Source organism: Flintibacter hominis, assembly GCF_014287965.1.
In the GTDB taxonomy this organism is placed as follows: Bacteria; Bacillota; Clostridia; order Oscillospirales; family Oscillospiraceae; genus Lawsonibacter; species Lawsonibacter aceti.
Map to the genome: position 1 here is coordinate 18,605 of NZ_JACOPO010000003.1, position 26,376 is coordinate 44,980.

Annotated in this window: 27 protein-coding genes; 23 read left to right on the forward strand and 4 right to left on the reverse strand. The window is 59.0% G+C overall.

What is annotated here, in order from left to right:
- Positions 1–5: 5 nt before the first annotated feature.
- From H8S11_RS05275 to H8S11_RS05315, 9 genes are all read left to right on the forward strand, one after another.
- Complete coding sequence (locus tag H8S11_RS05275) at positions 6–1,013, forward strand: FecCD family ABC transporter permease (protein ID WP_240287874.1); 1,008 nt, start codon at positions 6–8, stop codon at positions 1,011–1,013.
- Positions 1,006–1,779, forward strand: coding sequence for an ABC transporter ATP-binding protein (locus H8S11_RS05280; protein WP_186852463.1), 774 nt, complete (start codon positions 1,006–1,008; stop codon positions 1,777–1,779). Before H8S11_RS05275 ends, H8S11_RS05280 begins: the two co-directional genes overlap by 8 nt.
- A 136-nt stretch (positions 1,780–1,915) precedes the next feature.
- A complete protein-coding gene (locus H8S11_RS05285; RefSeq protein WP_243200948.1) occupies positions 1,916–2,749 on the forward strand; it encodes an FAD binding domain-containing protein in 834 nt (277 codons plus the stop codon).
- Between the two features lie 3 nt (positions 2,750–2,752).
- Positions 2,753–3,217 (forward strand): (2Fe-2S)-binding protein, encoded by a 465-nt coding sequence (locus H8S11_RS05290; RefSeq protein ID WP_147571228.1) that lies wholly within the window; start codon positions 2,753–2,755, stop codon positions 3,215–3,217.
- Positions 3,217–5,508 carry a xanthine dehydrogenase family protein molybdopterin-binding subunit gene (locus H8S11_RS05295; protein ID WP_186852642.1) on the forward strand — a complete coding sequence of 764 codons (2,292 nt, stop codon included), beginning with the start codon at positions 3,217–3,219 and terminating at the stop codon, positions 5,506–5,508. Before H8S11_RS05290 ends, H8S11_RS05295 begins: the two co-directional genes overlap by 1 nt.
- On the forward strand, positions 5,501–6,097 hold the full coding sequence (locus H8S11_RS05300) for a nucleotidyltransferase family protein (RefSeq protein ID WP_186852464.1): 597 nt from the start codon (positions 5,501–5,503) through the stop codon (positions 6,095–6,097). The genes H8S11_RS05295 and H8S11_RS05300 overlap by 8 nt, the downstream gene beginning before the upstream one ends.
- Positions 6,098–6,100: 3 nt before the next feature.
- Entirely contained in the window at positions 6,101–6,694 is a 594-nt protein-coding gene (rsmD, locus tag H8S11_RS05305; RefSeq protein WP_366460867.1) for a 16S rRNA (guanine(966)-N(2))-methyltransferase RsmD, read from the forward strand.
- Complete coding sequence (gene coaD, locus H8S11_RS05310) at positions 6,691–7,188, forward strand: pantetheine-phosphate adenylyltransferase (protein ID WP_186852466.1); 498 nt, start codon at positions 6,691–6,693, stop codon at positions 7,186–7,188. Before rsmD ends, coaD begins: the two co-directional genes overlap by 4 nt.
- Before the next feature lie 4 nt (positions 7,189–7,192).
- Entirely contained in the window at positions 7,193–7,720 is a 528-nt protein-coding gene (locus H8S11_RS05315; protein ID WP_147571224.1) for a hypothetical protein, read from the forward strand.
- A gap of 100 nt (positions 7,721–7,820) precedes the next feature.
- On the opposite strand, the gene H8S11_RS05320 is transcribed toward H8S11_RS05315, so the two are convergent.
- Positions 7,821–9,134, reverse strand: a complete 1,314-nt coding sequence (locus H8S11_RS05320) for a cadherin-like domain-containing protein (RefSeq protein WP_186852467.1) — start codon at positions 9,132–9,134, stop codon at positions 7,821–7,823.
- Positions 9,135–9,274: 140 nt separating this feature from the next.
- Positions 9,275–10,207, reverse strand: coding sequence for a cysteine synthase A (gene cysK / locus H8S11_RS05325; protein ID WP_186852643.1), 933 nt, complete (start codon positions 10,205–10,207; stop codon positions 9,275–9,277).
- A 181-nt stretch (positions 10,208–10,388) separates the two neighbouring features.
- Between cysK and H8S11_RS05330 the strand changes: the two genes are divergently transcribed.
- Positions 10,389–11,240, forward strand: a complete 852-nt coding sequence (locus H8S11_RS05330) for a patatin-like phospholipase family protein (RefSeq protein ID WP_186852468.1) — start codon at positions 10,389–10,391, stop codon at positions 11,238–11,240.
- Here H8S11_RS05330 and H8S11_RS05335 read toward each other — a convergent pair.
- A complete protein-coding gene (locus tag H8S11_RS05335) occupies positions 11,230–11,478 on the reverse strand; it encodes a hypothetical protein (RefSeq protein ID WP_186852469.1) in 249 nt (82 codons plus the stop codon). The two genes, H8S11_RS05330 and H8S11_RS05335, sit on opposite strands and share 11 nt — an antisense overlap.
- Before the next feature lie 154 nt (positions 11,479–11,632).
- Here H8S11_RS05335 and H8S11_RS05340 point away from each other — a divergent pair, with 154 nt between their 5' ends.
- The 10 genes from H8S11_RS05340 (at position 11,633) to H8S11_RS05385 (ending at position 23,587) form a co-directional block, all read left to right on the forward strand.
- A complete protein-coding gene (locus H8S11_RS05340) occupies positions 11,633–12,583 on the forward strand; it encodes a 3'-5' exonuclease (protein ID WP_186852470.1) in 951 nt (316 codons plus the stop codon).
- Between the two features lie 147 nt (positions 12,584–12,730).
- The gene (locus H8S11_RS05345) at positions 12,731–13,426 is read left to right on the forward strand and encodes a response regulator transcription factor (protein WP_147571219.1); all 696 of its coding nucleotides are present in this window, start codon (positions 12,731–12,733) and stop codon (positions 13,424–13,426) included.
- On the forward strand, positions 13,427–15,508 hold the full coding sequence (locus H8S11_RS05350) for a sensor histidine kinase (protein ID WP_147571218.1): 2,082 nt from the start codon (positions 13,427–13,429) through the stop codon (positions 15,506–15,508).
- 233 nt (positions 15,509–15,741) lie between these two features.
- Positions 15,742–17,220 (forward strand): VCBS repeat-containing protein, encoded by a 1,479-nt coding sequence (locus H8S11_RS05355; protein ID WP_186852471.1) that lies wholly within the window; start codon positions 15,742–15,744, stop codon positions 17,218–17,220.
- A 22-nt stretch (positions 17,221–17,242) separates the two neighbouring features.
- On the forward strand, positions 17,243–17,932 hold the full coding sequence (locus H8S11_RS05360) for a response regulator transcription factor (protein ID WP_147571216.1): 690 nt from the start codon (positions 17,243–17,245) through the stop codon (positions 17,930–17,932).
- Positions 17,933–18,183: 251 nt separating this feature from the next.
- Complete coding sequence (locus tag H8S11_RS05365) at positions 18,184–19,611, forward strand: sensor histidine kinase (RefSeq protein ID WP_366460762.1); 1,428 nt, start codon at positions 18,184–18,186, stop codon at positions 19,609–19,611.
- Between the two features lie 173 nt (positions 19,612–19,784).
- The gene (locus tag H8S11_RS05370) at positions 19,785–20,771 is read left to right on the forward strand and encodes a DUF1385 domain-containing protein (protein WP_243200949.1); all 987 of its coding nucleotides are present in this window, start codon (positions 19,785–19,787) and stop codon (positions 20,769–20,771) included.
- A gap of 102 nt (positions 20,772–20,873) precedes the next feature.
- Positions 20,874–21,737 carry a peptide chain release factor N(5)-glutamine methyltransferase gene (gene prmC / locus H8S11_RS05375; RefSeq protein WP_147571214.1) on the forward strand — a complete coding sequence of 288 codons (864 nt, stop codon included), beginning with the start codon at positions 20,874–20,876 and terminating at the stop codon, positions 21,735–21,737.
- Positions 21,738–21,856: 119 nt separating this feature from the next.
- Complete coding sequence (gene recA / locus H8S11_RS05380) at positions 21,857–22,966, forward strand: recombinase RecA (protein ID WP_186852472.1); 1,110 nt, start codon at positions 21,857–21,859, stop codon at positions 22,964–22,966.
- On the forward strand, positions 22,967–23,587 hold the full coding sequence (locus tag H8S11_RS05385) for a regulatory protein RecX (protein ID WP_147571212.1): 621 nt from the start codon (positions 22,967–22,969) through the stop codon (positions 23,585–23,587). It begins immediately after the preceding gene.
- Here H8S11_RS05385 and H8S11_RS05390 read toward each other — a convergent pair.
- Positions 23,584–23,838 (reverse strand): hypothetical protein, encoded by a 255-nt coding sequence (locus tag H8S11_RS05390; protein WP_186852473.1) that lies wholly within the window; start codon positions 23,836–23,838, stop codon positions 23,584–23,586. The genes H8S11_RS05385 and H8S11_RS05390 overlap by 4 nt on opposite strands.
- Before the next feature lie 69 nt (positions 23,839–23,907).
- Between H8S11_RS05390 and H8S11_RS05395 the strand changes: the two genes are divergently transcribed.
- The 3 genes from H8S11_RS05395 to pgsA all read left to right on the forward strand — a co-directional run bounded on the left by H8S11_RS05395 (position 23,908) and on the right by pgsA (position 26,358).
- Positions 23,908–24,141, forward strand: a complete 234-nt coding sequence (locus H8S11_RS05395; protein ID WP_147571211.1) for a helix-turn-helix domain-containing protein — start codon at positions 23,908–23,910, stop codon at positions 24,139–24,141.
- A gap of 20 nt (positions 24,142–24,161) precedes the next feature.
- Complete coding sequence (gene rimO, locus H8S11_RS05400; protein ID WP_186852474.1) at positions 24,162–25,487, forward strand: 30S ribosomal protein S12 methylthiotransferase RimO; 1,326 nt, start codon at positions 24,162–24,164, stop codon at positions 25,485–25,487.
- 346 nt (positions 25,488–25,833) lie between these two features.
- A complete protein-coding gene (pgsA, locus tag H8S11_RS05405) occupies positions 25,834–26,358 on the forward strand; it encodes a CDP-diacylglycerol--glycerol-3-phosphate 3-phosphatidyltransferase (RefSeq protein ID WP_147571209.1) in 525 nt (174 codons plus the stop codon).
- The last annotated feature ends 18 nt before the right edge of the window (positions 26,359–26,376 follow it).

The following is a 26,376-nucleotide window of genomic DNA, read 5'->3' on the forward strand; positions in this document are numbered from 1 at the left end:
GGCCTGTGAAACGGTTTGGTCGGAGTGGGAAGGCCCTGGGGATAGCAGCCGTCCTAATGGCGGCTCTGGTCCTAGTTTCGGTACAGGTGGGCAGCTTCCCCCTTTCTTCCAATGAAATATGGGACATCCTCGCTGGGGGACGGAAGGGGACCACCCAGGCCCAGGTGCTGTGGACACTCCGTCTGCCGCGGGTGTGGATGGGGCTGCTGGCCGGCGGGGCCCTGGGTCTGGCTGGCGGAGTCTATCAGACGCTGTTCGGCAATCCTCTGGCCTCCCCGGACCTGACAGGGGTAGCCTCAGGGGCTTCCTTGGGAGCGGCCTGCGCTATTGTGCTGGGGGCCGGAACCTCCGCCCAGATCATGGGAGGCGCCTTCCTAATGGGAATGGCCTCGCTGGTCCTGGTCCTGGCCCTGGTGCGCTGGGCCGGGTTGGAGCGGACGGGGACCTATATCTTGGCGGGGGTCATCATCTCCTCGGCGGCGGATGCCGGGTTGATGGTGCTGAAGACTGTGGCTGACCCGGAGGGAGAGCTGGCCGCCATTGAGTTCTGGACCATGGGCAGCCTGGCCGCTATGACGGCGGATAAGGTGTGGCCTGCGGCGGCTGCCATCCTTATCCCGGCCCTTCTCATCTTTCTGTTCCGGCAGCGGTTGCTCATCCTCTCCATGGGGGAGGAGAGCGCTCGGACCATGGGCCTTGCCCCTGGACCGTGGCGGAGCCTGCTGCTTGGTCTGACCACGCTGATGGTGGCGGCGGTGGTGTCAGTGGCCGGAGTGGTGGCCTTTGTGGGGCTGATTGCCCCCCACATCGCCTTCCTTCTCCTGGGCCGGCGGGGCGGACCCTATCTGCCGCTGTGCGCCTTGGTGGGAGGAGATATCCTGCTGGCCGCCGATCTGTTGGCCCGAAGCCTAGCCGGTGGAGGAGAGCTGCCTTTGAGCATCTGGACAGTATGTTTTGGTGTGCCGGTACTGCTGGCCCTGCTGGTGGGGCAGAGAGGAGGCCGGGATGGATAAGCTACTGGAGGTACGGGACCTCAGCGCAGGCTATCAAAGGCCGGTGGTCCAGAACATCTCTTTCTCTATCCGCAAGGGGGAGCTGGCCGCTGTCCTAGGGAGAAATGGGTGTGGAAAAACCACGCTGCTCCGAGGCCTGACTGGCGGGGCCAAGGTGATGGAGGGGACTGTACTCCTAGATGGACAGGACTGTGCTGGCTGGGACCCGAGGCGGAAGGCCCGGAAGGTGGCGCTGCTCCCCCAGAGGGCACGGCTGCTTCCCGGTCTGTTGGTGGGGGAGGTTATCGCCATGGGCCGTTACCCTTGGACGGGTCCCCTCTCCGGGGGAGACAGAGAGGAGCGGGAACGAGTTCGGGCGGCGGCGGCCCGGTTTGAAGTGGATCACCTGCTGGACCGGGACTGTGCCCAACTCAGCGAGGGACAACGCCAGCTAGTCCAGTTGGCACGATTGGCAGCCCAGGACGCCCCGATCCTGCTGCTGGACGAGCCCAACACTGCCCTGGACTTTGACAATACCGCCCTGCTCTTTGACCGGATCACTCAGATGGTGGAGGGGGAAAAGTGCGCCCTGATGGTCCTCCATGACCCGGCCCTGGCCTTGGACCGCTGTCACCGGCTGCTCCTGCTGGACGGAGGAAGGCTGGTGGACGATATTACAGTGGCCGAACGGAGGGAGGAGGAACTCCAGGCGGCATTGAGAAGGCTGTATCCCTCCATCCGTGTCCGCCGGGAAGCGGAGGGCAGGTTTTACTGTCTGCCCGATTGAACGGGAAGCGGCGCCCTTTAATAGGGCGTCGTTTTTTGTTTGTCAAAGGAGAAAAAGGATGGTATAATAGCCGCTGAATGATGATGCCGCCAGGCAAGAGTCAATTTGGCTGTGCCGCTGCGGCATCCCGTGGATTATGACGGACATCTGTGCCGATCAAGATATGGAGGGGAACGCTTTGCTGACCATCGACCGGTATGTCAAGGCCCAAAGTCTGAAGGAGGCCTATGAGCTGTGTCAGAAGCGCAATAACGTGGTGCTGGGGGGAATGCTCTGGCTGAAGATGCAGGACAGAAAGGTGGGCGCCGCCATTGATCTGTGCGGCCTAGGGCTGGACCAGATCACGGAGAGGGAGGACGCCTTTGAGATAGGGGCCATGGTGTCCCTGCGGGAGCTGGAGAAACACCCTGGGCTCAACGAGCTGACAAGGGGGGCCATCTCTAACAGCGTGGAGCATATCGTGGGGGTACAGTTCCGGAACTGTGCCACTGTGGGAGGAAGCGTCTTTGGACGCTTCGGCTTTTCCGATGTCCTGACCATTCTGATGGCCCTGGGGGCCCGCGTGGAGCTGTATCACGCCGGAGTGATGCCGCTGGCTGACTTCTGTGAGAGTCATATTTCCAGGGACATCCTTACCAAAGTCATTGTCCCCAAAGGTGTGACAGGGGCGGTATACCTGTCCCAGCGAAACAGCGCCACTGATTTTCCTCTCCTCGCCTGCGCCATTGTCCGCCGGGAGGAGGAATATCGGGTGGCGGTGGGCGCCCGTCCTATGGTGGCCCGGACCTATAGCGATGAGAGAGGCCTGCTGGCCGGAGGTATTACCCGGGAAATCGCCCAGGCATTCGCCCTTGAACTGTCCCAGCGAGTGAAGCTAGGGGGAAACGCCCTGGGCAGCGAAGAGAGCCGAAGGGCGCTCTGTCCGGTTTTGGTCCGCCGGGGACTGCTGAAGCTGGAAGGGGTGGAGTGACATATGGAGATCAACCTGAATCTAAATGGAAGGGCTGTCAGCGCTTCGGTGCGGCCGGATACGCTGCTGCTGGATTTTTTGCGGGACCAGGGCTGCTACAGTGTGAAGCGGGGATGCGAGACCAGCAACTGCGGCGCCTGTACAGTGCTGCTGGACGGCAGACCGGTTTTGTCCTGTAGCGTACTGGCGGCCAGAGCGGATGGCCGGACGGTCCAGACCCTGGAGGGCCTTCAGAGGGAGGCGGAGGCGTTTGTCACCTACATTGCCGACCAGGGCGCCGAGCAGTGCGGCTTCTGCAATCCCGGCTTTGTTGTCAATACCATTGCCCTGCTCCGGGAGAATCCGGACCCCACGGACCAGGAGATACGGACATTTTTGGCGGGCAACCTGTGCCGCTGTTCCGGCTATGAGGGGCAATTGCGGGGCATCCGGGCCTATCTGGACAGCAGAAAGGGAGGGAAGGCGTGATGGACCAGCAGGAGCTTAAGATCGTGGGCAAGGGGGTCAGGAAAAAGGACGCCATGGCCCTCCTCCTGGGCAAGCCCGCCTATGTGGACGACGTGACGCCACGGAACTGTCTGGTGGTCAAGGTGCTGCGCAGCCCCCACGCCCACGCTCTAATTGAGGAGATCGACACGGAAAACGCCGAGAGCATTCCCGGCGTGGCTGCCATCTTTACCTATAAGGATGTGCCCCAAAAGCGGTTCACGATGGCCGGACAGACCTATCCAGAGCCCTCCCCCTACGACCGCCTCATTTTGGACCGGCGGGTGCGCTTTGTGGGAGACGCTGTGGCCATCGTGGCCGGGGAGGACGAAGGGGCGGTGGACCGGGCGCTGAAGCGCATTCGGGTTCGCTACCAGGTCCTCCAGCCTGTACTGGACTACCACACCGCCAAGGACAACATGATCCTGGTCCACCCTGAGGAGGACTGGCGGTCCCTGTGCCCTGTGGGGGCGGACAACCGCCGCAACCTGTGCGCCAGCGAGAGCTGCCAGGACGGGGATGTGGACCAGGTGCTCGCCCAGTGTGATATCGTGGTAGAGGGGACCTATCACACCAAAGCCTGCCAGCAGGCCATGATGGAGACCTTCCGCACCTATACGGAGATGGACCCCTATGGCCGGCTCCATGTGGTCAGCTCCACTCAGATCGTATTCCATGTCAGGCGTATTCTGGCCAACGCTCTGGATATCCCAAAGTCCAAGATCCATGTGGAGAAGCCCCGCATCGGCGGCGGCTTCGGGGCCAAGCAGACGGTGGTGGCTGAGGTATACCCCGCTCTGGTCACCTGGAAGACGGGCCGGCCGGCCAAGATGATCTATACCCGGCAGGAGTGCCAGACTGCCGGCTCTCCCCGCCACGAGATGGAGATCAAGGTGCGCTTGGGAGCCAGCCTGGATGGGACCATCCGGGCCCTGGATGTGTATACCTTATCCAATACCGGGGCCTACGGTGAGCACGGCCCTACCACAGTGGGGCTGTCCGGCCACAAATCCATTCCCCTGTATACCAACAGCCTGGAGGCCTTCCGCTTCGCTTATGACGTGGTGTACACCAATGTCCAGTCTGCCGGGGCCTACCGGGGTTATGGGGCCACTCAGGGTATCTTTGCTGTGGAGTCGGCGGTGAACGAGCTGGCTGACCGGCTTGGAATGGACCCGGTGGTCCTGAGGGAAAAGAACATGGTCCGCCAAGGGCAGGTCATGCCCGCCTATTATAACGAGCGGGCGGACGCCTGCGCCCTGGACCGGTGCATGACCCGCTGTAAGGAGCTGTTCCACTGGGAGGAGAAGTACCCCGTCCGGGATTTGGGCGGCGGAAAGATTCGGGCGGCCGGCGTGGCCATGGCCATGCAGGGGTCCGGCATCTCTGGGGTGGACGTGGGCTCCGCCACTATCAAGCTGAGTGACGAGGGATTTTTTAACCTGACCATCGGCGCCGCGGACATGGGGACTGGGTGCGATACTATATTGGCCCAGATGGCCGCCGAGTGTATGGAGTGCGAGGTGGATGAAGTAGCTGTCTTTGGCGCTGACTCCGACGCCTCCCCCTATGATTCCGGCTCCTATGCCTCCAGCACCACCTATGTCACCGGAAAGGCTGTGGAGAAAGCCTGTGCCGAGTTAAAAGAGCGGCTTTGCGCCATTGGGGCGGAGCTGCTGGACTGCCCCAGAGAGGAAGTGGAGTACGCCAGGAAGGCGGTGCGTCGGTTGGACGGATCCGCCCAGGTATCCCTCTTTGATATCGCTACCAAGTCCATGTGCGGAAACGGAACAGCGGTCCAGACCACGGTTTCCCACTCCTCCCCCATCTCGCCGCCGCCCTTTATGGTAGGCATGGCCGAGGTGGAGGTGGACAAAGAAACTGGAGCTGTAAAGGTTTTAAACTATACGGCCGTGGTGGACTGCGGCACGCCCATCAACCCCAATCTGGCCAGAGTCCAGACCGAGGGGGGCATTGTTCAGGGGATTGGCATGGCACTGTTTGAGGATGTGACCTACAACAGGGAGGGGCGTATCCGGGAGGATTCCCTCATGCGCTATAAGATCCCAACCCGTCTGGATATGGGCAGGCTTCAGGTGGAATTTGAATCCAGCTATGAGCAGACTGGCCCCTTTGGCGCAAAGTCAATTGGGGAGATCGTCATCAATACGCCGGCCCCGGCTATCGCCCATGCCGTGTACCGGGCCACCGGCCTGCGGCACCACTCCCTGCCCATCACGCCGGAAAAGGTGCTCCTTGGCCGGGATGAGTAAGCACATCCTCTATCTGGCCGCAGGCAGCGGCCGCCGGTTTGGAAGCAACAAGCTGCTCTACAACTGGAAAGGAAAATCACTTTATAGATATGGCCTGGATATGCTGGCTGATTTGGTCCAAAGGCGGGAAGACTGTACCTTGACCGTGGTCTCCAGTTATCTGGAGATTCGGGAGATGGCCGCCGCGTTAGGCGCCAGGGTTGTGGATAGCCCTGAAAGTGACAAGGGATTATCCTTTACAATAAAGAGCGCTATCCAAGCTTTGGATGGATTCGCTCCAGAGGATTTTTTGCTGTTTGCCGTGGCGGACCAGCCCTGGCTGGGGGCGGGGACTGTGTCCCGACTGCTGGATGCGGCCCGGCCCGGACTGCTGGCCGCCACCGCCGCCTGGGGAGATAGGGTAGGCAATCCCACCCTCTTTTCTGCGGAGCTGATACCCCGATTATTGGATCTCACCGGCGACCGGGGTGGGCGGGCTGTCCTGGAGGCCTGTGGGGAACGGTGTCAGCGAATCCAAGTGGACACCCCACGGGAACTTGAGGATGTGGATACTAGACAGGCTCTGGAAGAAAATGGATCAGAAGCCTGAAACATTGTCCAAGTACGGCAAAGGAAAGGAAGAAAAAACATGCGTGTAATCTCCGGCTCGGCTAGAGGCAGAAGACTGAAGGAGCTTCAGGGGATGGATACCCGCCCCACCACAGATAAGGTCAAGGAGTCCCTATTCAATATCATCCAGTTCGAGATTGAGGGCAGAAGGGTGCTGGATCTCTTTGGCGGAACTGGTCAGCTGGGCATCGAGGCCCTGTCAAGGGGTGCGGACCACTGTACCTTTGTGGACATGAGAAAGGAGGCCGCCGCCCTGATTCGGGAGAACCTGAGGCTGACCGGCCTGAGTGAGCGGTCTCGGGTAGTCCAAGGGGACGCCCTGTCCTTCCTTTCCTCCTGCGGAGAAAAATTTGATGTCATCCTGTTGGACCCGCCTTACCACACGGAGCTGCTGGAGAAGAGCGTGGAGCGGATCACAGAGTTTGACATTCTTCGGGAACATGGTATAATGATCTGTGAAAGTGCGGCGGAACGGGAGCTGCCCGCCCTGCCGCCCCCCTATGAAGGGGGGAGAGAGTATCGCTACGGCAAGATCAGGCTGACAGTCTGCCGCCGGGCGGGGAGTGATAGACGATGAGTACTGCCATCTATCCCGGCAGTTTTGATCCAGTGACTCTGGGGCACCTGAATATCATCAAGCGGGCTGCCGCCTGCTTTGACAAGCTGATCGTGTGCGTCATGGTCAATTCCAAAAAACAGGGGATGTTCACCCCGGAGGAGCGGGTGGAATTGCTGCGTCGCTCCACCGCCCGTTTCCCCAATGTAGAGGTGGATTTCTCCAACGAGCTGTTGGCGGAATACGCCAAGCGCCGTCGGGCTCATGTGGTGGTCAAGGGCCTGCGGGCGGTATCGGATTTTGAGCAGGAGGTCCAGATGGCGGTCATTAACCGCAAGCTGAATCCCAAGTTGGAGACCATGTTTTTGGCCTCCAGTGAAAAATATACTTACCTCAGCTCTACCATCGTGAAGGAGATGGCCCGCTACGGAGCCAATCTGGCGGACTTCGTCCCCAGAGAGATCGTCAACGATGTGAACCAGCGCATGGGGCAGATGGAAAGAAAGGAAGGGTAATGGCATGGCAAGCGGAGTAGAAGAATTGCTAGATATGCTCTTTGAGATGATTGACGAGGCGAAGAACGTCCCTCTCTCCGGTGATAAGTGTATGATCGAACGGGACCGGGCGCTGGATCTAATCGACGATATCCGAAGCCAGTTCCCGGTAGAGCTGTCTGAGGCCAGAAAGATGATGGCCAACCGGGCTGAATTGGTCGCCTCCGCAAAACGCGAGGCCGACTCCATCCGCAAGGCGGCGGAGGATAAGGCGCGCCAGCTGCTGGCGGAGGACGTCATCACCCTCCAGGCCAAGCAGAAGGCCAACGATCTGAAGCGGGAGACTGAGGAGCGAAGCCGGGATCTGAAGCGGTCGGCCAACGAATACTGCGAAGATGTGCTGCGTCGTACGGAGGAGGCAGTGGCTGCCGCCTATGATGAGATCAAGAAGTCTCGGGCCAGCTTCCGGGCTGCCGCTGGAGCGTCTGCTGTGCCCCAGGCGGGGAGCACCGGCTCCCGGCCTATCTATGACGCCGCGGCTGACGAGGATTGAGAACAAAATGAAACAGCGCCGCTGGAAGGAAGCTTCCAGCGGCGCTGCTTTGTCTGAGTCAGGGGATCACGGCGAAGCGGGGGCGAATGGAGACTTAGCTTCACCAGGGCAGCCAGCCGTCCTCCCGGTCAGCCAGCACATCCATGGCCCCGTCCAGCATCTCGGCCGCCTCGGCCCGGGTCAGCTGATTGGATAGAGCTGCGGCGCCGGTGCTCTCCATTCGGATGACGCCGGAGGAGGCTAGGTTGGCCGCGGCCTGGGAGGCCCAGTGGCCCTGGCTGTCAGAAGAAAATACCTCTACGGGCACATCAGTCACGTCCAGCAGGTTGTTTAGCATCACTGTGGCCTCGGCACGAGTGATCGGGGTATCCGCACCAAAGACGGGGGCGCCGCTCTCATCTTTGGAGCCCTGGATGGTGCCGGCCTTCAGAGCCGCGGAAACAGAGCCCTTGGCCCAGGTGGGGATGGCGCTGTCGTCAGAGAAGCCGGTGAGTGTTACACCCTCCATGGCTTCCAGACCAGACACGGCCATGGCCATGGTCAAGAACTGGGCCCGGCTGACGGGCTGCTTGGGGTCGAAGAAGTAGTGGCCGTTCATATACTGGCCCACATAGATGCCCTCCTCGGCCAGGTGAATCGCAGCCTTATGGGCGGGATTCCCCTCCATGTCGGCATAAGTCACCTTGGTGTCGGCCTTTTCGATGTGGACAGTGATCTTGGCCTCCGCGGAGGTGTTGCCAGCGGGGTCTACAGCTACATAAGTGAAGGAATCGCTCCCTGTCTTGTTCTCATAGGGGGTATACACGAACTGGCTGGAGCCGTCCTCTGCCAGAGTCACAGCGCCCCGGGCGGGGGTGGAGGTGAGCTGGAAGGACAGGGCGTCCCCCTCGCTGTCCACGGCGTCGAAATATCCGGTGATGGCCACGTTTTTATAGGTGGACAGCTCCATATTCCGAGCGATTGGGGCCTGATTTTCCTGGTCCAGAAGGTACAAGGTGACGGTAACGGGCCCGCAGTCCTGCGTGGGGGCGAGGCTGGGGGTGAAGGTAAAGGTGGTGGTGGTCACGGTGGGGACAGGAGAGCTCTGGAACCGGAGCCCGTCCAGAGCGGTACAGTCTACTACAGTGCCTACCTGGAGGGGCTGGCCGCCGATGACTAGTGTGCCAGCGCCGGGGTCAGGCAGGCTCTCGATGGTGATGGCAGTCAGCTGGGTCTTCTTATCTCCGGTGACCGCGAAGTCCTCCAGAGAGAAGGAGATGATGGTGCCGATAAGCCCGTTTTTGGAGAAGTCGTTGACAGCGGCGCTCTCCTTTTTATTCCAGAAGAAAGCGGAGGCGGGAAGGGACAGGGTAAAGGCCAGAGCCAGGGCTAGGATGGGAGCCATGACCCGGCGGAACGGATGAAAGCGATTCATGGGATACCTCCTTCAAAATTAGGTGTATCCCTATTCTTTTGCCATTGGAGCCAAATTATGCGAACACAGAAATTACCAGAAAAGATCCTGCCTTTCAGACAAAGCTCCCCGCATCCAGCAACGGATGCGGGGAGCTCCGGTCAGTCTGCAAACATGGGGGAGGAGAGATATCGGTCCCCAGAGTCGGGCAGGAGGACCACGATGGTCTTCCCGCGGTTCTCCTCCAGTCGGGCCAGCTCTCCCGCCGCCCACAGGGCGGCACCGGAGGAGATGCCGGCCAGCACTCCCTCGGTCCGGGCAAGCTCCCGCCCAGCCTGGAAGGCGTCCTGATCCCTTACACGGATAACCTGGTCGTAGACAGAACAATCCAGGGTCTGGGGAATAAAATTGGCCCCAATGCCCTGTATGCCGTGAGGGCCGGCTTGGCCCCCGGACAGCAGGGGAGAGGCGTCAGGTTCCACCGCTACTACCTTGATATTGGGATCTTGCTCCTTCAAATACCGGCCAGTACCGGACAAAGTCCCACCCGTCCCAACAGTGGCTACAAAAATATCCACGTTTCCATCTGTGTCACGCCAGATCTCCGGCCCGGTGGTCTGGTAGTGGGCACGGGGATTGGCTGGATTTTCAAACTGGCCGGGGATAAAGCTGCCGGGGATCGAGGCGGCCAGCTCCTGGGCTTTTCCCACCGCTCCCTGCATCCCTTGGGCGCCAGGGGTGAGGACGAGCTGGGCACCATAGGCCGCCAGCATGGACCGCCGCTCTGCGCTCATGGTATCCGGCATGGTTAAAATGACCTTGTATCCCCGTGCGGCAGCGATACAGGCTAGACCAATGCCAGTGTTGCCAGAGGTGGGTTCGATAATGGTGGCGCCTGGCTTGAGCAGACCCCGTTCCTCCGCGTCCAGAATGAGGGACAGCCCCACCCGGTCCTTAGCAGAGCCGGCTGGGTTAAGGTATTCCAATTTCGCCAGAACAGTGGCGGTGAAGTGGTGGGCTTTTCCGTAGCGTGTCAGTGCCAGGAGAGGTGTTCCTCCCACCAGCGGCTCGATTCCAGTATAGATACGGGCCATGATGACCAACCTTTCTCCATTCAAAATGATACAAAGCAGCCGAGGATAGGCACTGCCTGTCCCAGTTGCCTGATATTAAAAATCATACCCCCGGCAGAGTTTTTTGTCAATTCGATTGCAAAGGACGGGAGATAGGGGGTATAATGCTCTTATCTCTTAGTATGTCAAGAAAGGAAAACCTATGAAAACAGGACTGGTCCTGGAGGGCGGGGCCCTCCGTGCCATTTTTTCCAGCGGGGTGTGCGACGGCCTGCTGGAGGGCGGTATCATGACAGACTATTTCATCGGGGTGTCGGCAGGGGCGGCCTACGGCGTCAGCTATCTGTCCCGGCAGCCCCGCAGAAATCTGGAGGTGGTCACTCGCTTTGCCCCCGACCGGCGCTACATGGGGATGCGTAATCTGGCGGATAAGAAGAATCAGAGTTATTTCGGTCTGGAGTTTTCCTATCAGACTATCCCAAACGAGCTGGTCCCCTTTGACTACGACGCCTTTCAGGCCTATCCCGGAAAGGCGGAGGCGGTGGTCACCAACCTGAACACCGGCGGGGCGGACTATCTGGAGATCCCCCGGCAGGACCGGGAGTCCCTGGTGCTCCAGGCTACCTGCGCCATGCCCCTGATGTTTCCCATCTATCATATCAATGGTCAGCCCTATCTGGACGGCGGTGTTGGAGACGCTATCCCATGGCGGAGGGCGCTGGAGCAGGGCTGCGACCGTGTTCTGGTGGTGCTGACCAGGCCCAGGGAATACCGGCGCAGGCCAGATAAGCTGCTGCCCCTGGTGCGGAAGAAGTACCGGGAATATCCCAATTTTGTGGCGGCTATGGAACAGCGGGCCCAGGTCTATAACCAGGACCGGGAGGAGCTCTTCCGCGCGGAGCGGGAGGGCCGGCTTCTGGTCATCGCGCCCCGTTCCACCCTGGGCGTCTCACGGACAGAGCGGAACACGGAGAAGCTGCGGCTGCTGTGGGCGGCCGGCTATCAGGACGCTGTGGACCGGCTGGAGGAGATCCAGGACTTTTTCAGCCGATGAGGTGCTGCCTCCTGTCCGCTGGGCAGTCCGACTCCTTGGCCGGCAGGGAGCAGAGCCCCTGATACTGCTCTACAAGGTCGGGCTGGAGGGCGAAAAGGGCCAGGATATCTCCCAGCACGGTAAAAAAAGCGGACATACGGCCTAACTGGCCGCTGTCCTGGTCCTGGGCCAGGAGTAGGGCCAGTATGACGGCTATGGCCAGCAGCTCCTGGCTGCCGCCGCGGAAAAGTTGACCCAATACAACCACCCCCGGTCATTCTATGCGCTGGCCGCCGGGGTGGTTTTTCGCGCCGCCTTGTCGAAGGCGCGGGACGGGTGAACCATGGATATCCATTGACGTTTCCAGGAGGATGTGGTATGGTCGTATACAGAAGATACAGGCAGGTGACAGGATGATCATTTTGGACCTGGAGTGGAACCAGGGATATGACAAGACCGTTTTAGACGAGGTCCTCCAGATCGGCGCGGTGCGGGTAGACCGGCTGGGTGGCCCCATTACAGATATCTTTTGCGCCTTTATCCGGCCCCGCGTCCACAAGAAGATGAAACAGATGGCCAGGTATCTGCCGGAGCTGCGGCGGTCCCTGGATTCGGAGACCACCTTTCCAGAGGCCATGGGAGCCTTCCTGGATTGGTGCGGCGAAGAGCGGGAATTTGGCGCCTGGGGCAGCGGCGATATGGAGGTGCTGGCCCAGAACTGCCGGTACTGGAAGATGGAGGCCGACCTGTCAAAAAAGGTGTGGGACCTCCAGCGCGCGTTCTCCATCACTGTGGGCACAGGCCAGAGCGTGGCTCTGTACCGGGCGGTGGAATACTGCGGCGTTCCAGCGCCCTTTGAATTTCACAACGCGCTGAACGACTGCGTCTATACGGCGGTGGTCAGCCAGTGGATCACCCCGGCGGCTATCGACGAGCTGTCGTCGCCCGCTTGGGTAAAAAAATTTACCTGGACCTCTGAACCGGAGGGGAGCAGCCGCGAGATCGGGCCATTTCAAACGGCCAGGAGCGGACTGAATAGCCGAACCAGCCGTCTGATGAGCTGCCCGCTGTGCGGGGAGAAAGGTTGGGTCATCCAGTGGCGCTCCAGACGGGAGGGAGTCTATTTCGGTACCTTCCCCTGCCGCGAACACGGCAGATTCTTGGTTCGGTTTGTGATGAGCCCTGGGGAGGACGGGCTGTTCCGGGGCAGGCTGTCCCTCCCACCTCTGACGGATGCCACCATCCAGGCATACTCCGAGGCCATGAAGGGTCAACTCCATTCCTGCAAGGCGCTGGGCGGCCGGCGGCGGAGGCGCGGCGGAAGAAGACGATCCGGGGACGAAGCGAGGGAGAAGGCGTCTTAAAAAAGAACAGCAGGGGGTGGACTGGCTTTGCTGGTCCGCCCCCTGTTCTGCTCAATTTAAGCACTTCTTAATATTTTCCCACTTGCAACTTAAACTCTGTATGTTATCCTTAGAGCAACAAGCATGGAAAGCGGGAGGAGAGGGACCATGTATACTATCCTGATCTGCGATGATGACAGGGACATTGTGTCGGCGCTGGATATCTATTTGACCAGTGAGGGCTATCAGACGGTCAAGGCCTATAATGGGAGAGAGGCGCTCAAGGCTGTGGAGCAGAGGGAGATCCATCTGATCCTGATGGACATCATGATGCCGGAGCTGGACGGGATTCGAGCCACAGCCAAGCTGCGGGAGGAGAACAATGTGCCCATTATTCTGCTGACGGCCAAGAGCGAGGACACAGATAAGATACTGGGGTTAAACATCGGGGCGGACGACTATATCACAAAGCCCTTCAACCCACTGGAGGTCATAGCCCGGGTCAAGAGTCAGCTGCGGCGCTATACCAGCCTGGGAGGTTCAGAAAAGAGCACTGGCCTCATCACCGTTGGCCCGGTGTCCATGGATGACAGTGCCAAACGGGTCACAGTGGATGGAGAGCCCGTGGCGCTGACGCCCATTGAATACAACATTTTGAAGCTGCTGATCTCCCACCCCGGCCAGGTGTTCTCCTCCGCCCAAATCTATGAGCAGGTATGGAACGACCCGGCCTACGGATCGGAGAACACGGTAGCCGTCCATATCCGCCATCTGAGGGAGAAGATCGAGATCGACCCGGCGGACCCCCGCTGGCTGAAGGTGGTGTGGGGGCTGGGCTACAAGATGGAGAAGGGAGGGGCCTGAATGGAAGCGGTACGGAAGAGCCCATGGGCTAAACTGACGGCTGCCTTTCTGATGCTGGCCCTTGCTTTTTCTAGTAGCTGGTTCGGATACAGGGCACTGACCGCTCTGTCCTGCGTGGGTGCCGAGAACTGGCAGCAGACGGGTATCTACTATGTTTTGCTGCGAGACCGAGAGGGCCAGCTGGCCGGCGGGGTGGCGGATGCCATCCAGCTGGAACGAAATGGGGAGAGCCTGTCTTATCTGGCTGTCCAGTCTATCCAGGAGAGCTTGGAGGAGCTGGAGGAGCGGATGGACGCTGAAAGCACCTGGTTTCGGTTTCAGGTCAAGACCGCCGACGGCGGCCAGGTCCTGGCCACCAATCTGAAGGAGGGGGAGACTCTCTCTGCGACGGTGTCCTCCGTGTGGTACTCCACCTTTGTGGTGGGCGAGCATTTTACACAGGAAGAATACGACCTCTATAACAGTGAAAATGATTATGTATTCTCAATCGGCGTGTCGGGACAGGGGAGCGAGCAGGTGCCGGGTGAGGCGGAGCTTGAGGGCAAGAGCGCCGTGGAACAGATGGTCATTGAGTGCGGGCTCCCACTGAACGTGGATGAGAGCCGGGCAGACGAATTTTACCAGCTATCCACCAGCTTTGACCAGGCCCTAGAGAGCTTCCGCCCCCGGTGTACCGCCGCTCTGTCCCTGATGGCGGCCAGTCTGCTGTGCCTGCTATTTCTGCTGTGGTCGGCGGGACATAAGGAGGGAAAAGAGGAGATCATACTCTCCTGGCAGGATAAGATATTCCTGGAGTTCCATTGGTTTTTCCTGTTGACTGTGGGGACCGCCCTAGCCGCCGGAGGCCTCTATTTTGGGGACTACCTGTACCAATTCATCGTGCAAGTCCATTTCTATTCCCAGGAGGAGCAGTGGGTGCTCTGGGTCATATATTTGGCCCTCTCCCTGCTCACAGCGGCGCTGGTCGGGGTCATCTGTCTGGCGCTGCGTACCCTGGTGGTCCGAGTTAAGGCCGGGGCGTTGGCGCGGACCACCCTGCTGTGCAGGGTGGTCGGGTGGACAGTGCGCACTGTCCACGAGCTGATTGTCAACCTGCCCTTCATCTGGAAGGTGCTCCTGGGCTTTTTGATCTATTTCTTTGCCAATGTCATGCTGTTTACCTCGGCCCGCTACAACGGCCTGGCGGGGCTGCTGTGGTTTGGCCTCAACGGTGTGGTGTTCCTCTTTCTGGCCTGGTGGGCCATCGGGTTCCACCGCCTGCGAAAAGGGAGCCGGGCTATCGCCGCAGGGGACTTGGAGCATCAGATCGACACCAACAGGATGTTCCATGACCTGCGTCTCCAGGCCGAGGACCTGAATAACATCTCGGTGGGCCTGTCCAGTGCTGTGGATGAGAAGATGAAAAGCGAGCGATTTAAGGCGGAGCTGATTACCAACGTGTCCCACGACTTGAAGACGCCGCTCACCTCCATTATAAATTATGTCAACCTGTTAAAAACTACGGAGCAGACCGACCCCAAGGCCCAGGAATACATTGAGGTGCTGGACCGCAAATCCCAGCGGCTGAAGAAGCTGACGGAGGATCTGGTGGAGGCGTCCAAGGCGTCTACCGGCGTGCTGTCCGTCAGCCGGGAGAAGATCGGTATGGTCCAGTTGATCGACCAGGCCCTAGGGGAGTGGGAGGAGAAGCTGGCCGCCCGCCATCTGACCGTGGTAAGGAATCTTCAGGATGGGGAAACCTGGGTCTATGCTGACGGACGTCATCTGTGGCGGGTCATCGATAATCTGCTGTCCAACTGTGCCAAATATGCCATGGAGGGCACCCGAATCTACCTGGACCTGGAGCGGGGGCACGGACAGGTGGTCCTATCGGTGAAGAATATCTCCCGAGAGGCGCTGAACGTGGCGCCGGAGCGTCTGATGGAGCGGTTTGTCCGGGGGGATGAGTCCCGCACCACCGAGGGTTCCGGCTTGGGACTGTCCATCGCCCGAAGCCTGACTGAGCTTCAGGGGGGCATTTTCCAGCTGAAGGTGGATGGGGACCTGTTCAAAGCGTGTATCACCTTGCCCCAGGCGAATTGAGGGTAAACTGACAGACCGCCCGCATCTCGCGGGTGGTCTGCTTTTATATCCATACCGGCTGCATTAAGAGGGAAGCCGTACCGGAGAGCGAGTTCCCAAGGACATCCGCCGCTGCCAGCTTAGAAAACCAATAAATAAAAAAGTATATCCTTTTTACCGGGTTTGTGGTATGATGATAAATAGGATTTTTATGGGAAGCGGCAGAAGGCTGAAATGAGAGGAGAGTGGAGGGCATGAGGAGAAAATGGTATAAGATACTCTTTCCGGCGGCGCTGATGATGCTGCTGCTGTCCGGCTGCCTGTTCCAGTCTCCCCAGGACCTCTACCGCCAGCCGGAGAAGTCAGCCGGCTATGAGAAGCTGAACGCAGTCATTCAGGAGGTGCGCACCGCCCTGGAAATGGAGTTTGACGCCAGTGCGGAAACAGCAGTCATCTTGGCAGGCGACAATACTGCCACCATCCAGCTCCAGGATTTGGACGGGGATGGGACCCGGGAGAGCGCGATCACCTTCCTGCGTATCCCCAGTATTGAGAAGTCCATTAAAATATTTATCTTTACCCAGATAGGAGAGGAATACCGGGTGTCCGCTGTGGTAGAGGGGGACGGCTCGGCCATTTATTCCATAGACTATGTGGACCTGAACGGCAGCGGATATAAGGAGCTGGTGGTCAACTGGCAGATCAGCACTGGCGTATATCAGCTGGGTGTCTATACTCTGGACGAGCTGATGCTTCCAGTGTCCGGAGGAACGGAGGCTGCGGAGGCCGGCCCCACGGTATGGGGCGCGGCTCCTGCCGAACGGGCGGAGCTGCTGGCCACTGAATTGCTGCTGACTCGGTGCAGTGCCGCTACGGAGGGCTCCTCCTTCTCCAGTGGTTACCGTCTGCTGGATATTGACCGGGACACCAGGAGCGAGGTAGCAGTGGTCCGTATTGACTCCGCTGGCGTGGGCAGCCATGTGGAGGTCTACGGATGGAGAGATGGAGCCATGGTCAGCTTGGGCAGCGTGCCATTGTCTGCCGGCATCGTGTCCCTGACCCGTATCCGAGCCAATTACCTGGGAGGAGAGTTCTATCCACCGGCTCTCTATGTGACCAGCACCCTTTCCGACGGCCGGCGGGTGATCGATGTGCTCTCCTATCAGAATGGGCGGCTGACCAATCTAACAATGGATCCGCTGACCGGGGTAAGCCGGGAAGTCATGCTGGGCTATACTGAGGTGGACCCCACTGACATCAACGGCGACTATGTGATAGAGCTGCCCTCTCCCAGCCGCCTGCCGGTATACGGAGACAATGCCGCCACCAATTTCTGGCTGATCGACTGGTATCAGTATCAGGAAACAGGGGAGCGGGACCATGTGATGACCACCTATCACAATGTGACTGATTCTTGGTATCTGGTCATCCCACAGGAGTGGGAGGGCAAGATTACCATTTCCCGCAACGACCAGGTCATCGGCCAGCGTGAGGTTATCTTCTCTCTTTGGCAGGGAGAGGATAAGGAGCCTGTGCCCTTCCTAAGCATTTACCGGCTGACCGGGCTGAACCGGGCGGCCCGATCCACACGAGAGGGCCGGTTTGTTCTCCGGGAGGAGGAGAATGTGATTTATTCCGCTGCCTTCTATGACAGCGACTGGGACTGCGGCTTGGACGAGACCAGCCTGCTGGAGTATTTCAGGACGATCCAGGCAGACTGGTATAGCCAGTGACAGACGACGGAGGAAAACAGAGATGAGAAAAATTTTGGTCCTGGAGGACGAGGAGAATATTCGCAGCTTCGTGGTCATCAACTTGAAGCGGGCGGGCTACCAGACGATAGAGGCCGGAACCGGCGAGGAGGCGTTGGCCGCACTGAAGGCCAATCCAGGGATTAAGGTGGCCCTGCTGGATATCATGCTGCCTGACATCGACGGGTTTGAGGTCTGCCGCCGTATCCGGGCCATGGACAACAAAATCGGCATTATCATGCTTACTGCCCGGACCCAGGAGATGGACAAGGTAACCGGGCTTATGACCGGAGCGGATGACTATGTGACCAAGCCCTTCTCCCCGGCGGAGCTTACCGCGCGTGTGGACGCCCTATTTCGCCGTACAGGCGGGGATGAGACGGCGGCCAGCCCTGATGAGATTAGCGATCCCCCCTTTCTGCTCAACACTAGGAACCGGACACTGGAAAAGGATGGGCAGAAGGTAAAGCTGACCCAGGTGGAGTATTCCATCGTCAAGCTGTTTATGGAGAACCCAGGAAAGGCCCTGTCCCGTGAAGAGATCCTGGATACTGTGTGGGGAAAAGACTACTTTGGGGAGCTGAAGATTGTGGACGTGAACATCCGCCGCCTGCGGATCAAGATTGAGGATAACGCCCAAAAACCGGTGTTTGTCAATACGGTCTGGGGCTACGGCTATAAGTGGGGCAGTTAAGCCTGACGGCGTTTGGGCGTTGTCCTCCCCTCTCGACGGGTCCGGCCATAAATTCTTAGGCCCAGGGGGCTGGAGAATTTCCGAAGGCGGAATTTACTTCTGGGTACCTGCTCTATGGGAAAGCAACGCCCCAAAGCCGGTGTTTGTCAATACGGTCTGGGGCTGCGGCTATTCGTAAGGAAGCTGATGCTGAAAAAGAACTGTTGCCACCGCTCCATAAGGGGACAGAAAACGGGAAAGGAGGTGCTCCAGTGGCAAAAAAGATGGAACTTCACGATAAGGGTAAGATAAGAGGCATTCGTCGGCGCTGGCTGCTGAACAGCGTCGGCGTAGTGCTGTTGATTTTAGCTCTGGCCCTGGGCACCTTCATTGCCAGCCTGCGGAGTTACTATTATACAGGCACTACCGACGATCTGATGAGCCGGGCCAGTTCCACGGCGTACAGCTTCCGCAACTATACCAGCAGTGAGTATAGTACCGTGGCCCAGCGCACAGTCAGCGAATACGAGGAAAAGGGGCTGCTGGAGCTCCAGTTCCTGGACGAGACGGGGGCCGTTCTTTATTCAGGAAATGACTTGGCGGCCGGAACTACGCCGGATACGCCGGATATCCAGGGGGCGCTGGAGGATCAGGAGACGACCCCGTGGATTGGGCGGGACCCGAGTACGGGGGAGCGCATCGCTGCCGCCTGCAGCCCAGTGGTCTATCAGGGCCATACCGAGGGGCTGATCCGCTATGTCACCTCCATGTCAGGTATCGACCGCCAGTTCATCCTGACAGTGTCCCTCATCACGGTGGTCGCTCTGGCCATTTTTGCCATGGTCTATTTCTCCAACCTCTATTTTGTGCGCTCCATTGTGGAGCCTCTGGCCAGCATCACGGAAACGGCCAGACTCATTGCGGACGGAAGCTATGGAGTCCAGATCGAGAAGAAATTTGACGACGAGATCGGGGAGCTGACCGACACCATCAACGATATGTCCCTGAAGATACGCCAGTCGGAAAAGACCCAGAGTGAGTTCATCTCCTCGGTGTCCCATGAGCTGCGTACCCCCCTGACCGCCATCACCGGCTGGGCTGAAACCATGCAGAGCGGCGAGCTGCGGGACCCGGAGGATATGAAGAAAGGAATGGAGATCATCCTGTCCGAAGCCAGGCGGCTGACCAATATGGTGGAGGAGCTGCTGGAGTTCTCCCGTATTTCTGACGGCCGCTTTACCCTGTCGGTGGAGCCCCTGAATCTGAAGGCAGAGCTGGAGGACGCGGTGTATACCTATACCGAGTTCTTCCGTAGAGAGGGGATCGCACTGGAGTACACAGACTGCCCGGAGGAAATGCTGCCGATCTCCGGGGACCCCCACCGGCTGCGGCAAGTGTTCTGTAATCTGCTGGACAACGCCGCCAAGCATGGAGGTTCTGGAAAGCGCATTGATGTGTCTATCGCCCGGGAGGGGGAGGAAGCCGTCATCCGCATCCGGGACTATGGACCCGGTATCCCGGAGGGAGAGTTGCCATTTATTAAAAATAAATTCTATAAAGGCAGCTCTAAAGCACGGGGTTCCGGTATCGGTCTGGCGGTGTGTGAGGAGATTGTGGTTCGGCATGAGGGACAGCTGTTCATTGGAAATGCCGAAGGGGGAGGGTGCCTGGTGGTCATCCGGCTCCCATTGGACAAATGAGAACATAAGTTCTATTTTACCTTGCTATTTTCGTTCAACTCTGGTACAATATCGGGGAGAATATTCAGAATGGGACGGTGAGACCTCTGGAGAACAGGGGGCGAAACTGCCGGGAGCTCCCCGGACATAGTTGGATATACCTATTCTATCAGTGCCAACATAAGGAGAATCAAATGTCGATTCAGACAGAACAAGAAAGACAAGGGGCTTGCCAAAAGGGTTTTAAGACCATGTGCGGTGGACAGGCTCTGATTGAGGGCATCATGATGCGGGGCCCCAAAAAGCAGTCTGTGGTGGTCCGCCGGCCGGACGGAGAGCTGGAGATACAGGAGAAAGATATTAAGCTGATCCGGGACCGATATCCCATCCTGGGGCTGCCCCTGATCCGCGGCGTGGTCACCTTCTGCGACTCCATGTACAACGGAGTGACCGCCCTGATGTTTTCGGCGGATTTCTACCCTGAGGACGGGGAGGAAGAAGAGCCCTCCAGATTTGAAAATTGGCTCAACAACAGGCTGGGCAGCGAGAAGGCCACCGCGTTCTTCACTACCTTGGCCGTGATTTTGGGCATCGGGATGTCCATTGCCCTGTTTTTTCTGCTGCCCACCCTGCTGGGCACAGCGGTCCGGTTTTTTACCCCGTCTATGCTGGTTCGGAACGTGGCGGAGAGTCTGTTGAAGATCGTAATTTTTGTGGGCTATCTGGCCCTGTGCTCCCGGATGAAGGAGATGAAACGGGTATTCTCCTACCACGGGGCGGAGCACAAGACTATCTTCTGCTATGAGGCTGGGCTGCCCCTTACGGTGGAGAACGTGAGAAAACAGCCGCGGCACCACCCGCGCTGCGGTACCAGCTTCCTGTTTATGGTCATCGCGGTCTCCATTTTAGTGTCCACAGTAGTTTTTGCCATCTGGCCGGTGGAGAATGCCATTTTACGCTTTCTTGCCCACCTGGCCATGCTGCCCCTTATCGTGGGCATCAGCTATGAGTTTAATCGTTGGGCAGGCCGCCATGACGGACCTGTGACCAAGCTCCTTACCGCCCCCGGCCTGTGGCTTCAGAACTTCACTACCTTCGAGCCGGATGACTCCATGATCGAGGTGGGCATCCGGGCCCTGGAGCTGGTCCTGCCGGAGAAGCAGGGGGAGGACGCCTGGTAGCGCCAAAGGAAAGCGGGCTCGGTTTTGATAGGCCGTCTCCGGCTGTTAACGGGAGCCCTGTGCGCCTATGTCCGTATACAAATAAACGGGGAAGGTGATAGTATGGCCACCACCTATAACAATCTGTTTCTGGATACTAGGGCCCGGCTGAAAAAGGCCGGAGTGGAGGGGGCCCAGCTGGAGGCCAGAGAAATCCTGTGCTACGCCTCGGACAAGAGCCGTGAGCAGCTGTACCGAGATATGTCCCTCTATGTGTCCGCCGAGCTGGAGCGCCGGGTAGAGGAGCTGGTCCAGCGCCGTCTGGCTGGGGAGCCGGTGGCCTATATCATCGGCGAGTGGGAGTTCTATGGCCTGCCGCTCAATATCTCCCAGGATGTCCTTATCCCCCGGATGGACACCGAGGTGCTGGCCGAGCGGGGGATTTTGAAGGCACGGGAGGCCGGCGAGGGGGCCAGAGTGCTGGACCTATGCGCCGGGAGCGGCTGTGTGGGGCTGGCGGTGGCCGCCAATGCGCCCAACTGCCGGGTGGTGCTGGCGGAGCTGTCCGAGGGAGCCCTGCGGCTGTGTAAGCAGAATGTCCGCCGCAACGACCTGAACTCCAGAGTCACCTGCTTATCCGTCAACGCGATGGAGCCGCCCAGCTCCGCACTCTGGGATTTTGACGCCATCGTCTGTAACCCCCCCTACATACCTACCGCGGACATTCTGGGTCTGGAACACTCTGTCCGGGACTACGAGCCCCATATGGCTCTGGACGGCGGCGAAGACGGGCTAGACTTTTACCGCTTCATTTCCGCCAAATGGAAATCCGCCCTCCGGTTGGGAGGCACCCTGCTCTTCGAGGTGGGGATCGGCCAGGCGCCCGAGGTGGAGGAGATCCTGGCCCGAAACGGCTTTGAGGACATTAAGACCACAGCCGATACCCAGGGGATCTGGCGGGTGGTGGAGGGGACCATCAACAGCTGAGGTAGAACAGGGGGCCGCCCCCCACAAAAAGTACCGTTTATCGGATAGATAAAAGGGTAATATATGGGACAGACAGAGGCCGGCGGCTGAGAGCCGCCGGCGAGAAAGGAAAGATGTACATGGCTGCAAAAAAACCCGTGGTGGAGTCGGCAACTCCCGCGTCTGACAAGAAAAAGGCACTGGAGACCGCTATGGCCCAGATCGAGCGGGCTTATGGCAAGGGCTCTATCATGCGCCTGGGAGAGAATGCCGATGTGGTGGTGGACTCCATCCCTACTGGCTCCCTGTCCCTGGATATCGCCCTAGGCATTGGCGGCGTTCCAAAGGGCCGCATCATCGAGATCTACGGGCCGGAGTCCTCCGGTAAGACCACCCTGGCCCTCCACATTGTGGCCGAGGCTCAGAAACGGGGGGGAGAGGTGGCCTTTATCGACGCGGAGCACGCCTTGGATCCCGGCTATGCCAGGGCCTTGGGGGTGGACATCGACTCCATGCTCATCTCCCAGCCGGACACCGGCGAGCAGGGATTGGAGATTTGCGAGGCTCTGGTCCGCTCCGGAGCCATCGACGTGGTGGTGGTGGACTCCGTGGCCGCTCTGACGCCCCGGGCGGAGATCGAGGGGGACATGGGGGACAGCCATGTGGGCTTACTGGCCCGACTGATGAGCCAGGCCCTGCGCAAGCTGGCCGGCTCCATTTCCAAAACCAACTGTATCGTTATTTTTATCAATCAGCTCCGAGAAAAGGTGGGGGTCATGTACGGCAATCCCGAAGTGACTACCGGCGGTCGGGCGCTGAAATTCTACTCCTCAGTGCGTATCGACGTGCGGCGGGTGGAGGCTCTGAAGAACGGTTCTGAGATCATCGGCAACCGCACCAGAGCCAAGATCGTGAAGAATAAAGTCGCGCCTCCCTTCCGGGAGGCGGAGTTTGACATCCTCTACGGCGAGGGCATCTCCAAGTGGGGCGAGCTGGTGGACCTGGCGGTCAAGCTGGATATCGTCCAGAAGTCCGGCTCCTGGTTTGCCATGGGTGAGCTGCGCCTGGGGCAAGGCCGGGACGCGGTGAAACAGTATCTCCAGGACCACCCGGAGCTGGCCGAGGACATTGAGGCCCAGGTACGGGCCAACGCCTTCAAGCTGATGAGCAAGCAGGCCCAGATTGCCGCCAGGGCCGCCGGGCGGGCGGTGGATGTGGCTGCGGACGATTTCGAGGATGGAGAGGACTAAGTGGTCATCCAGGAGTTGAAGCCCTCCAAGCGGGTCCAGGGCCGGTGGCTGGCTGTGCTGGAGGACGGCTCCATCCTGCGTCTGGGGGAGAACGAAATCATTGATTTTGCCCTCTGCGCCGGGAAGGAGCTGACCGAGGAGGAGGCCGAGGGACTGATGGCCTCTCTCCACCGGAGCGGCCTGAAGGAGAAGGCACTGTCCCTGCTGGCAAGAAAGCCCCAGTCCCGAAAGGAACTGGAGCGAAAGCTGTCCCAGTGGGAGGCCACCCAGGAGGAGGCCGCCGCCATCTGTGAACGTATGGCGGAGCTGGGCTACCTGGACGACGCGGCTTACGCTGCCCAAGTAGTCCGCTACTACTCCGCTAAGGGATACGGGGAGCGGAAGCTGCGGGACGAGCTGTATTGCCGGGGCGTCCCAAGGGAGCTGTGGGAGGATGCCCTCGACCAGGCGCAGGACTCCTCCACGGCCATCGACGCCTTCCTGACCAAAAAGCTGGGGGGCAGGACGCCTGACCGTCAGGAGCTGAAGAAGCTGTCTGACGCCCTGGCCCGCCGGGGCTACCACTGGAGCGAGATCAACGAGGCCCTGGGGCGCTGCGGGGCGGAGGTGGAGCTGGACTAGCTGCAGCAGTCCTCCAGCATGGAGAGCATCAGCTGGGCCCCGGTCTGAAAGCCGTCCCGGTAGCTCTTGAGCTCCGTGCGGGTGAGGACCAGCCGAAGCTGCCGCAGGAACTCTTGGTTGAACTGCTCGCCCATAGCCGGAGCGATGCCCTCCAACTGCTTCTTCAGGCTGGACGGTATGTTCTCAAGGGGGTTGACCGGGGGATCCCGCAGGCTTTCGCCCAGGCAGAGCGCGGAGATATAATCGTACATAAATAAAACACCCTTTCTTACCTTTTAGTAGATTAAAGTCTACTAAAAGGTAAATGTCAAGGAGCATTTATGACAAATTCAAATGTGTTCGGCAGCCGTTTGCTTGCATTGAGAAAACGGGCGGGCCTGAATCAAAAGGAACTGGGAGAAGCGATTGGGCTCTCACACAAAGCGATTAGTACGATAGAGAGCGGAGCGCGGGGAACGACCATTGATAAATTGGTTGCTCTTTCCTGCTATTTTCATGTCTCCACAGATTATCTTCTGGGAATTACAGATGACCCTGCCTGGCGGGGGAAATAAATGATAAACGGAGCGATCCTATGACTTATAAAGTAGCGTTTGTGTCTCTGGGCTGCGCCAAGAATCTGGTGAATACCGAGCAGATGATGGCCCTGTGCCGCCAGGCGGGCCACATCGTCACCGGCGATCCAGAGGGGGCCGATGTGGCCGTCCTCAATACCTGCGGCTTCATCGAGTCTGCCAAGAGCGAGGCCATTGACAACATCCTGGAGCTGGCTCAACTGAAGGACCAGGGTAAGCTGAAGAAGCTGTTAGTGGCGGGCTGTCTGAGTCAGCGGTACCCCGACGATATCCGTGCCGAGCTGCCCGAAGTGGATGGGATGCTGGGCACCGGCAGCTACAGCGACGTGGTGGCCGCCGTAGAGGAACTGATGGAGGGGGAGAAGGCGGAGCACTTCGGCAACATCCACCGCACTTATGAGGACGGCGAGCGCATTGTCACCACGCCCCCCTACACCGCCTATCTAAAGATCGCCGAGGGGTGCAGCAATGGCTGTGCCTTCTGTATCATCCCGAAACTCCGTGGTCGCTATCGCAGCCGTACCGTAGCGTCGTTGGTGGCTGAGGCCAAAAAGCTAGCCGCCTCCGGGGTGAAGGAGCTCATCGTCATTGCCCAGGACATTACCCGGTATGGCCTGGACCTGGAGGAGAAAGCCACTTTGGCCCAGCTGTTGAAGGAGCTGTGCCGGCTGGACTTCCACTGGATCCGACTCCACTACCTCTATCCTGAGGCCGTCACCGACGAGCTTATCCAGGTCATTGCCTCTGAACCCAAGATACTCCACTATCTGGACATCCCCATCCAGCACTGCAACGACAACATTTTGAAGGCCATGCGCCGCCGAAACACCAAGGCGGAGATACGGGCCCTCTTCGCCAAGCTGCGGGCGGCGATGCCGGACGTGGTCATCCGTACTTCCCTGATCTGCGGCCTGCCTGGAGAGGGGGAGGAGGAGTTCGAGGAGCTGTGTGCTTTCCTGCGGGAGGAAAAGATCCAGCGGGCCGGTGTGTTTCAGTTCTCCCCCGAGGAAGGCACTCTGGCCGCCGCCATGGAGGACCAGGTGGATGGAGAGGTAGCCGCCCGCCGGGTAGAGCTGGTGGTGGACCTCCAGTCCCGGATCATGGACTCGTACAACGAAGAACGCCTGGGAACAGTGATGGAAGTGCTGTGCGAGGGCTTTGACAGTCAGGACGGCTGTTACGTCGGGCGCACCTATGCCGACTCGGTGGATATCGACGGCCATGTGTATTTTACCGCCGCCGGGCTGGTGCCCGCGGGGGAATTTGTCAAGGTGCGTATCACCGGCGTGTCTGATGGAGATTTGACCGGCGAAATTGAGGACTGATACAAACGCGGCGCTGGATGAAGCGTGATTTTGGCTGACGCAGAATCAAAGTGAGATTTTATGTTGAATCCAGCTTTGTCCAGTGCTGATAATGTGCTATGATAACATATATGTGATCTGGGTGTCCTTGCTCGATAATAAGCTGTTCCAGCTCTTGAAACAAAAGGGCCTGAAAAAATATGTCATTAGAAAGGATAAAGCGGCTGAGGTGTCTGATCTGGAGACTATACACACGGAAAAAGGTCTATGTGGAATCCCGCGTCATTGAATACCTCTGCGCTTACCTGGATGACCAATTCGAGGACATTGATAGAGTATGTTCCGGAAAAAGAGGAGAAACGATAAGATGAATACCGCCAACAAGCTGACTTTGCTGCGGGTCGTTATGATCCCGCTGTTCCTGCTGGTCCTCTATCTGGATGTGCCTGGGGCGAACTATTGGGCCTTGGCCATTTTTGTGATTGCCAGCCTCACCGATACCCTGGACGGCTATATCGCTCGCCACTATAACCAGACCACTGACTTTGGAAAGTTTATGGACCCTCTGGCGGACAAATGTCTGGTCACCGCCGCCATGCTCTGGTTTGTAGAGATTGGCCAGATGCCCGGCTGGGCGCTGCTGGTGGTCATCATCCGGGAATTCGGGGTGTCTGGCCTGCGTATGGTGGCCGCTGACAAAGGCAGAGTCATCGCCGCCGGCTGGTCCGGCAAGGTAAAGACCGCCTCCACTATGGTGTGCATCGTGCTGATGCTGTTGCCCATCGCCCCCTGGGTCAACAATATCTGTGTGGCTGTCATCGTGCTGGCTACCATCTATTCCGGCGTGGAATACTTTATGAAGAACCTGGACGTATTGGCCGATGTGAAATAGACCAGTAATATGGAGGAA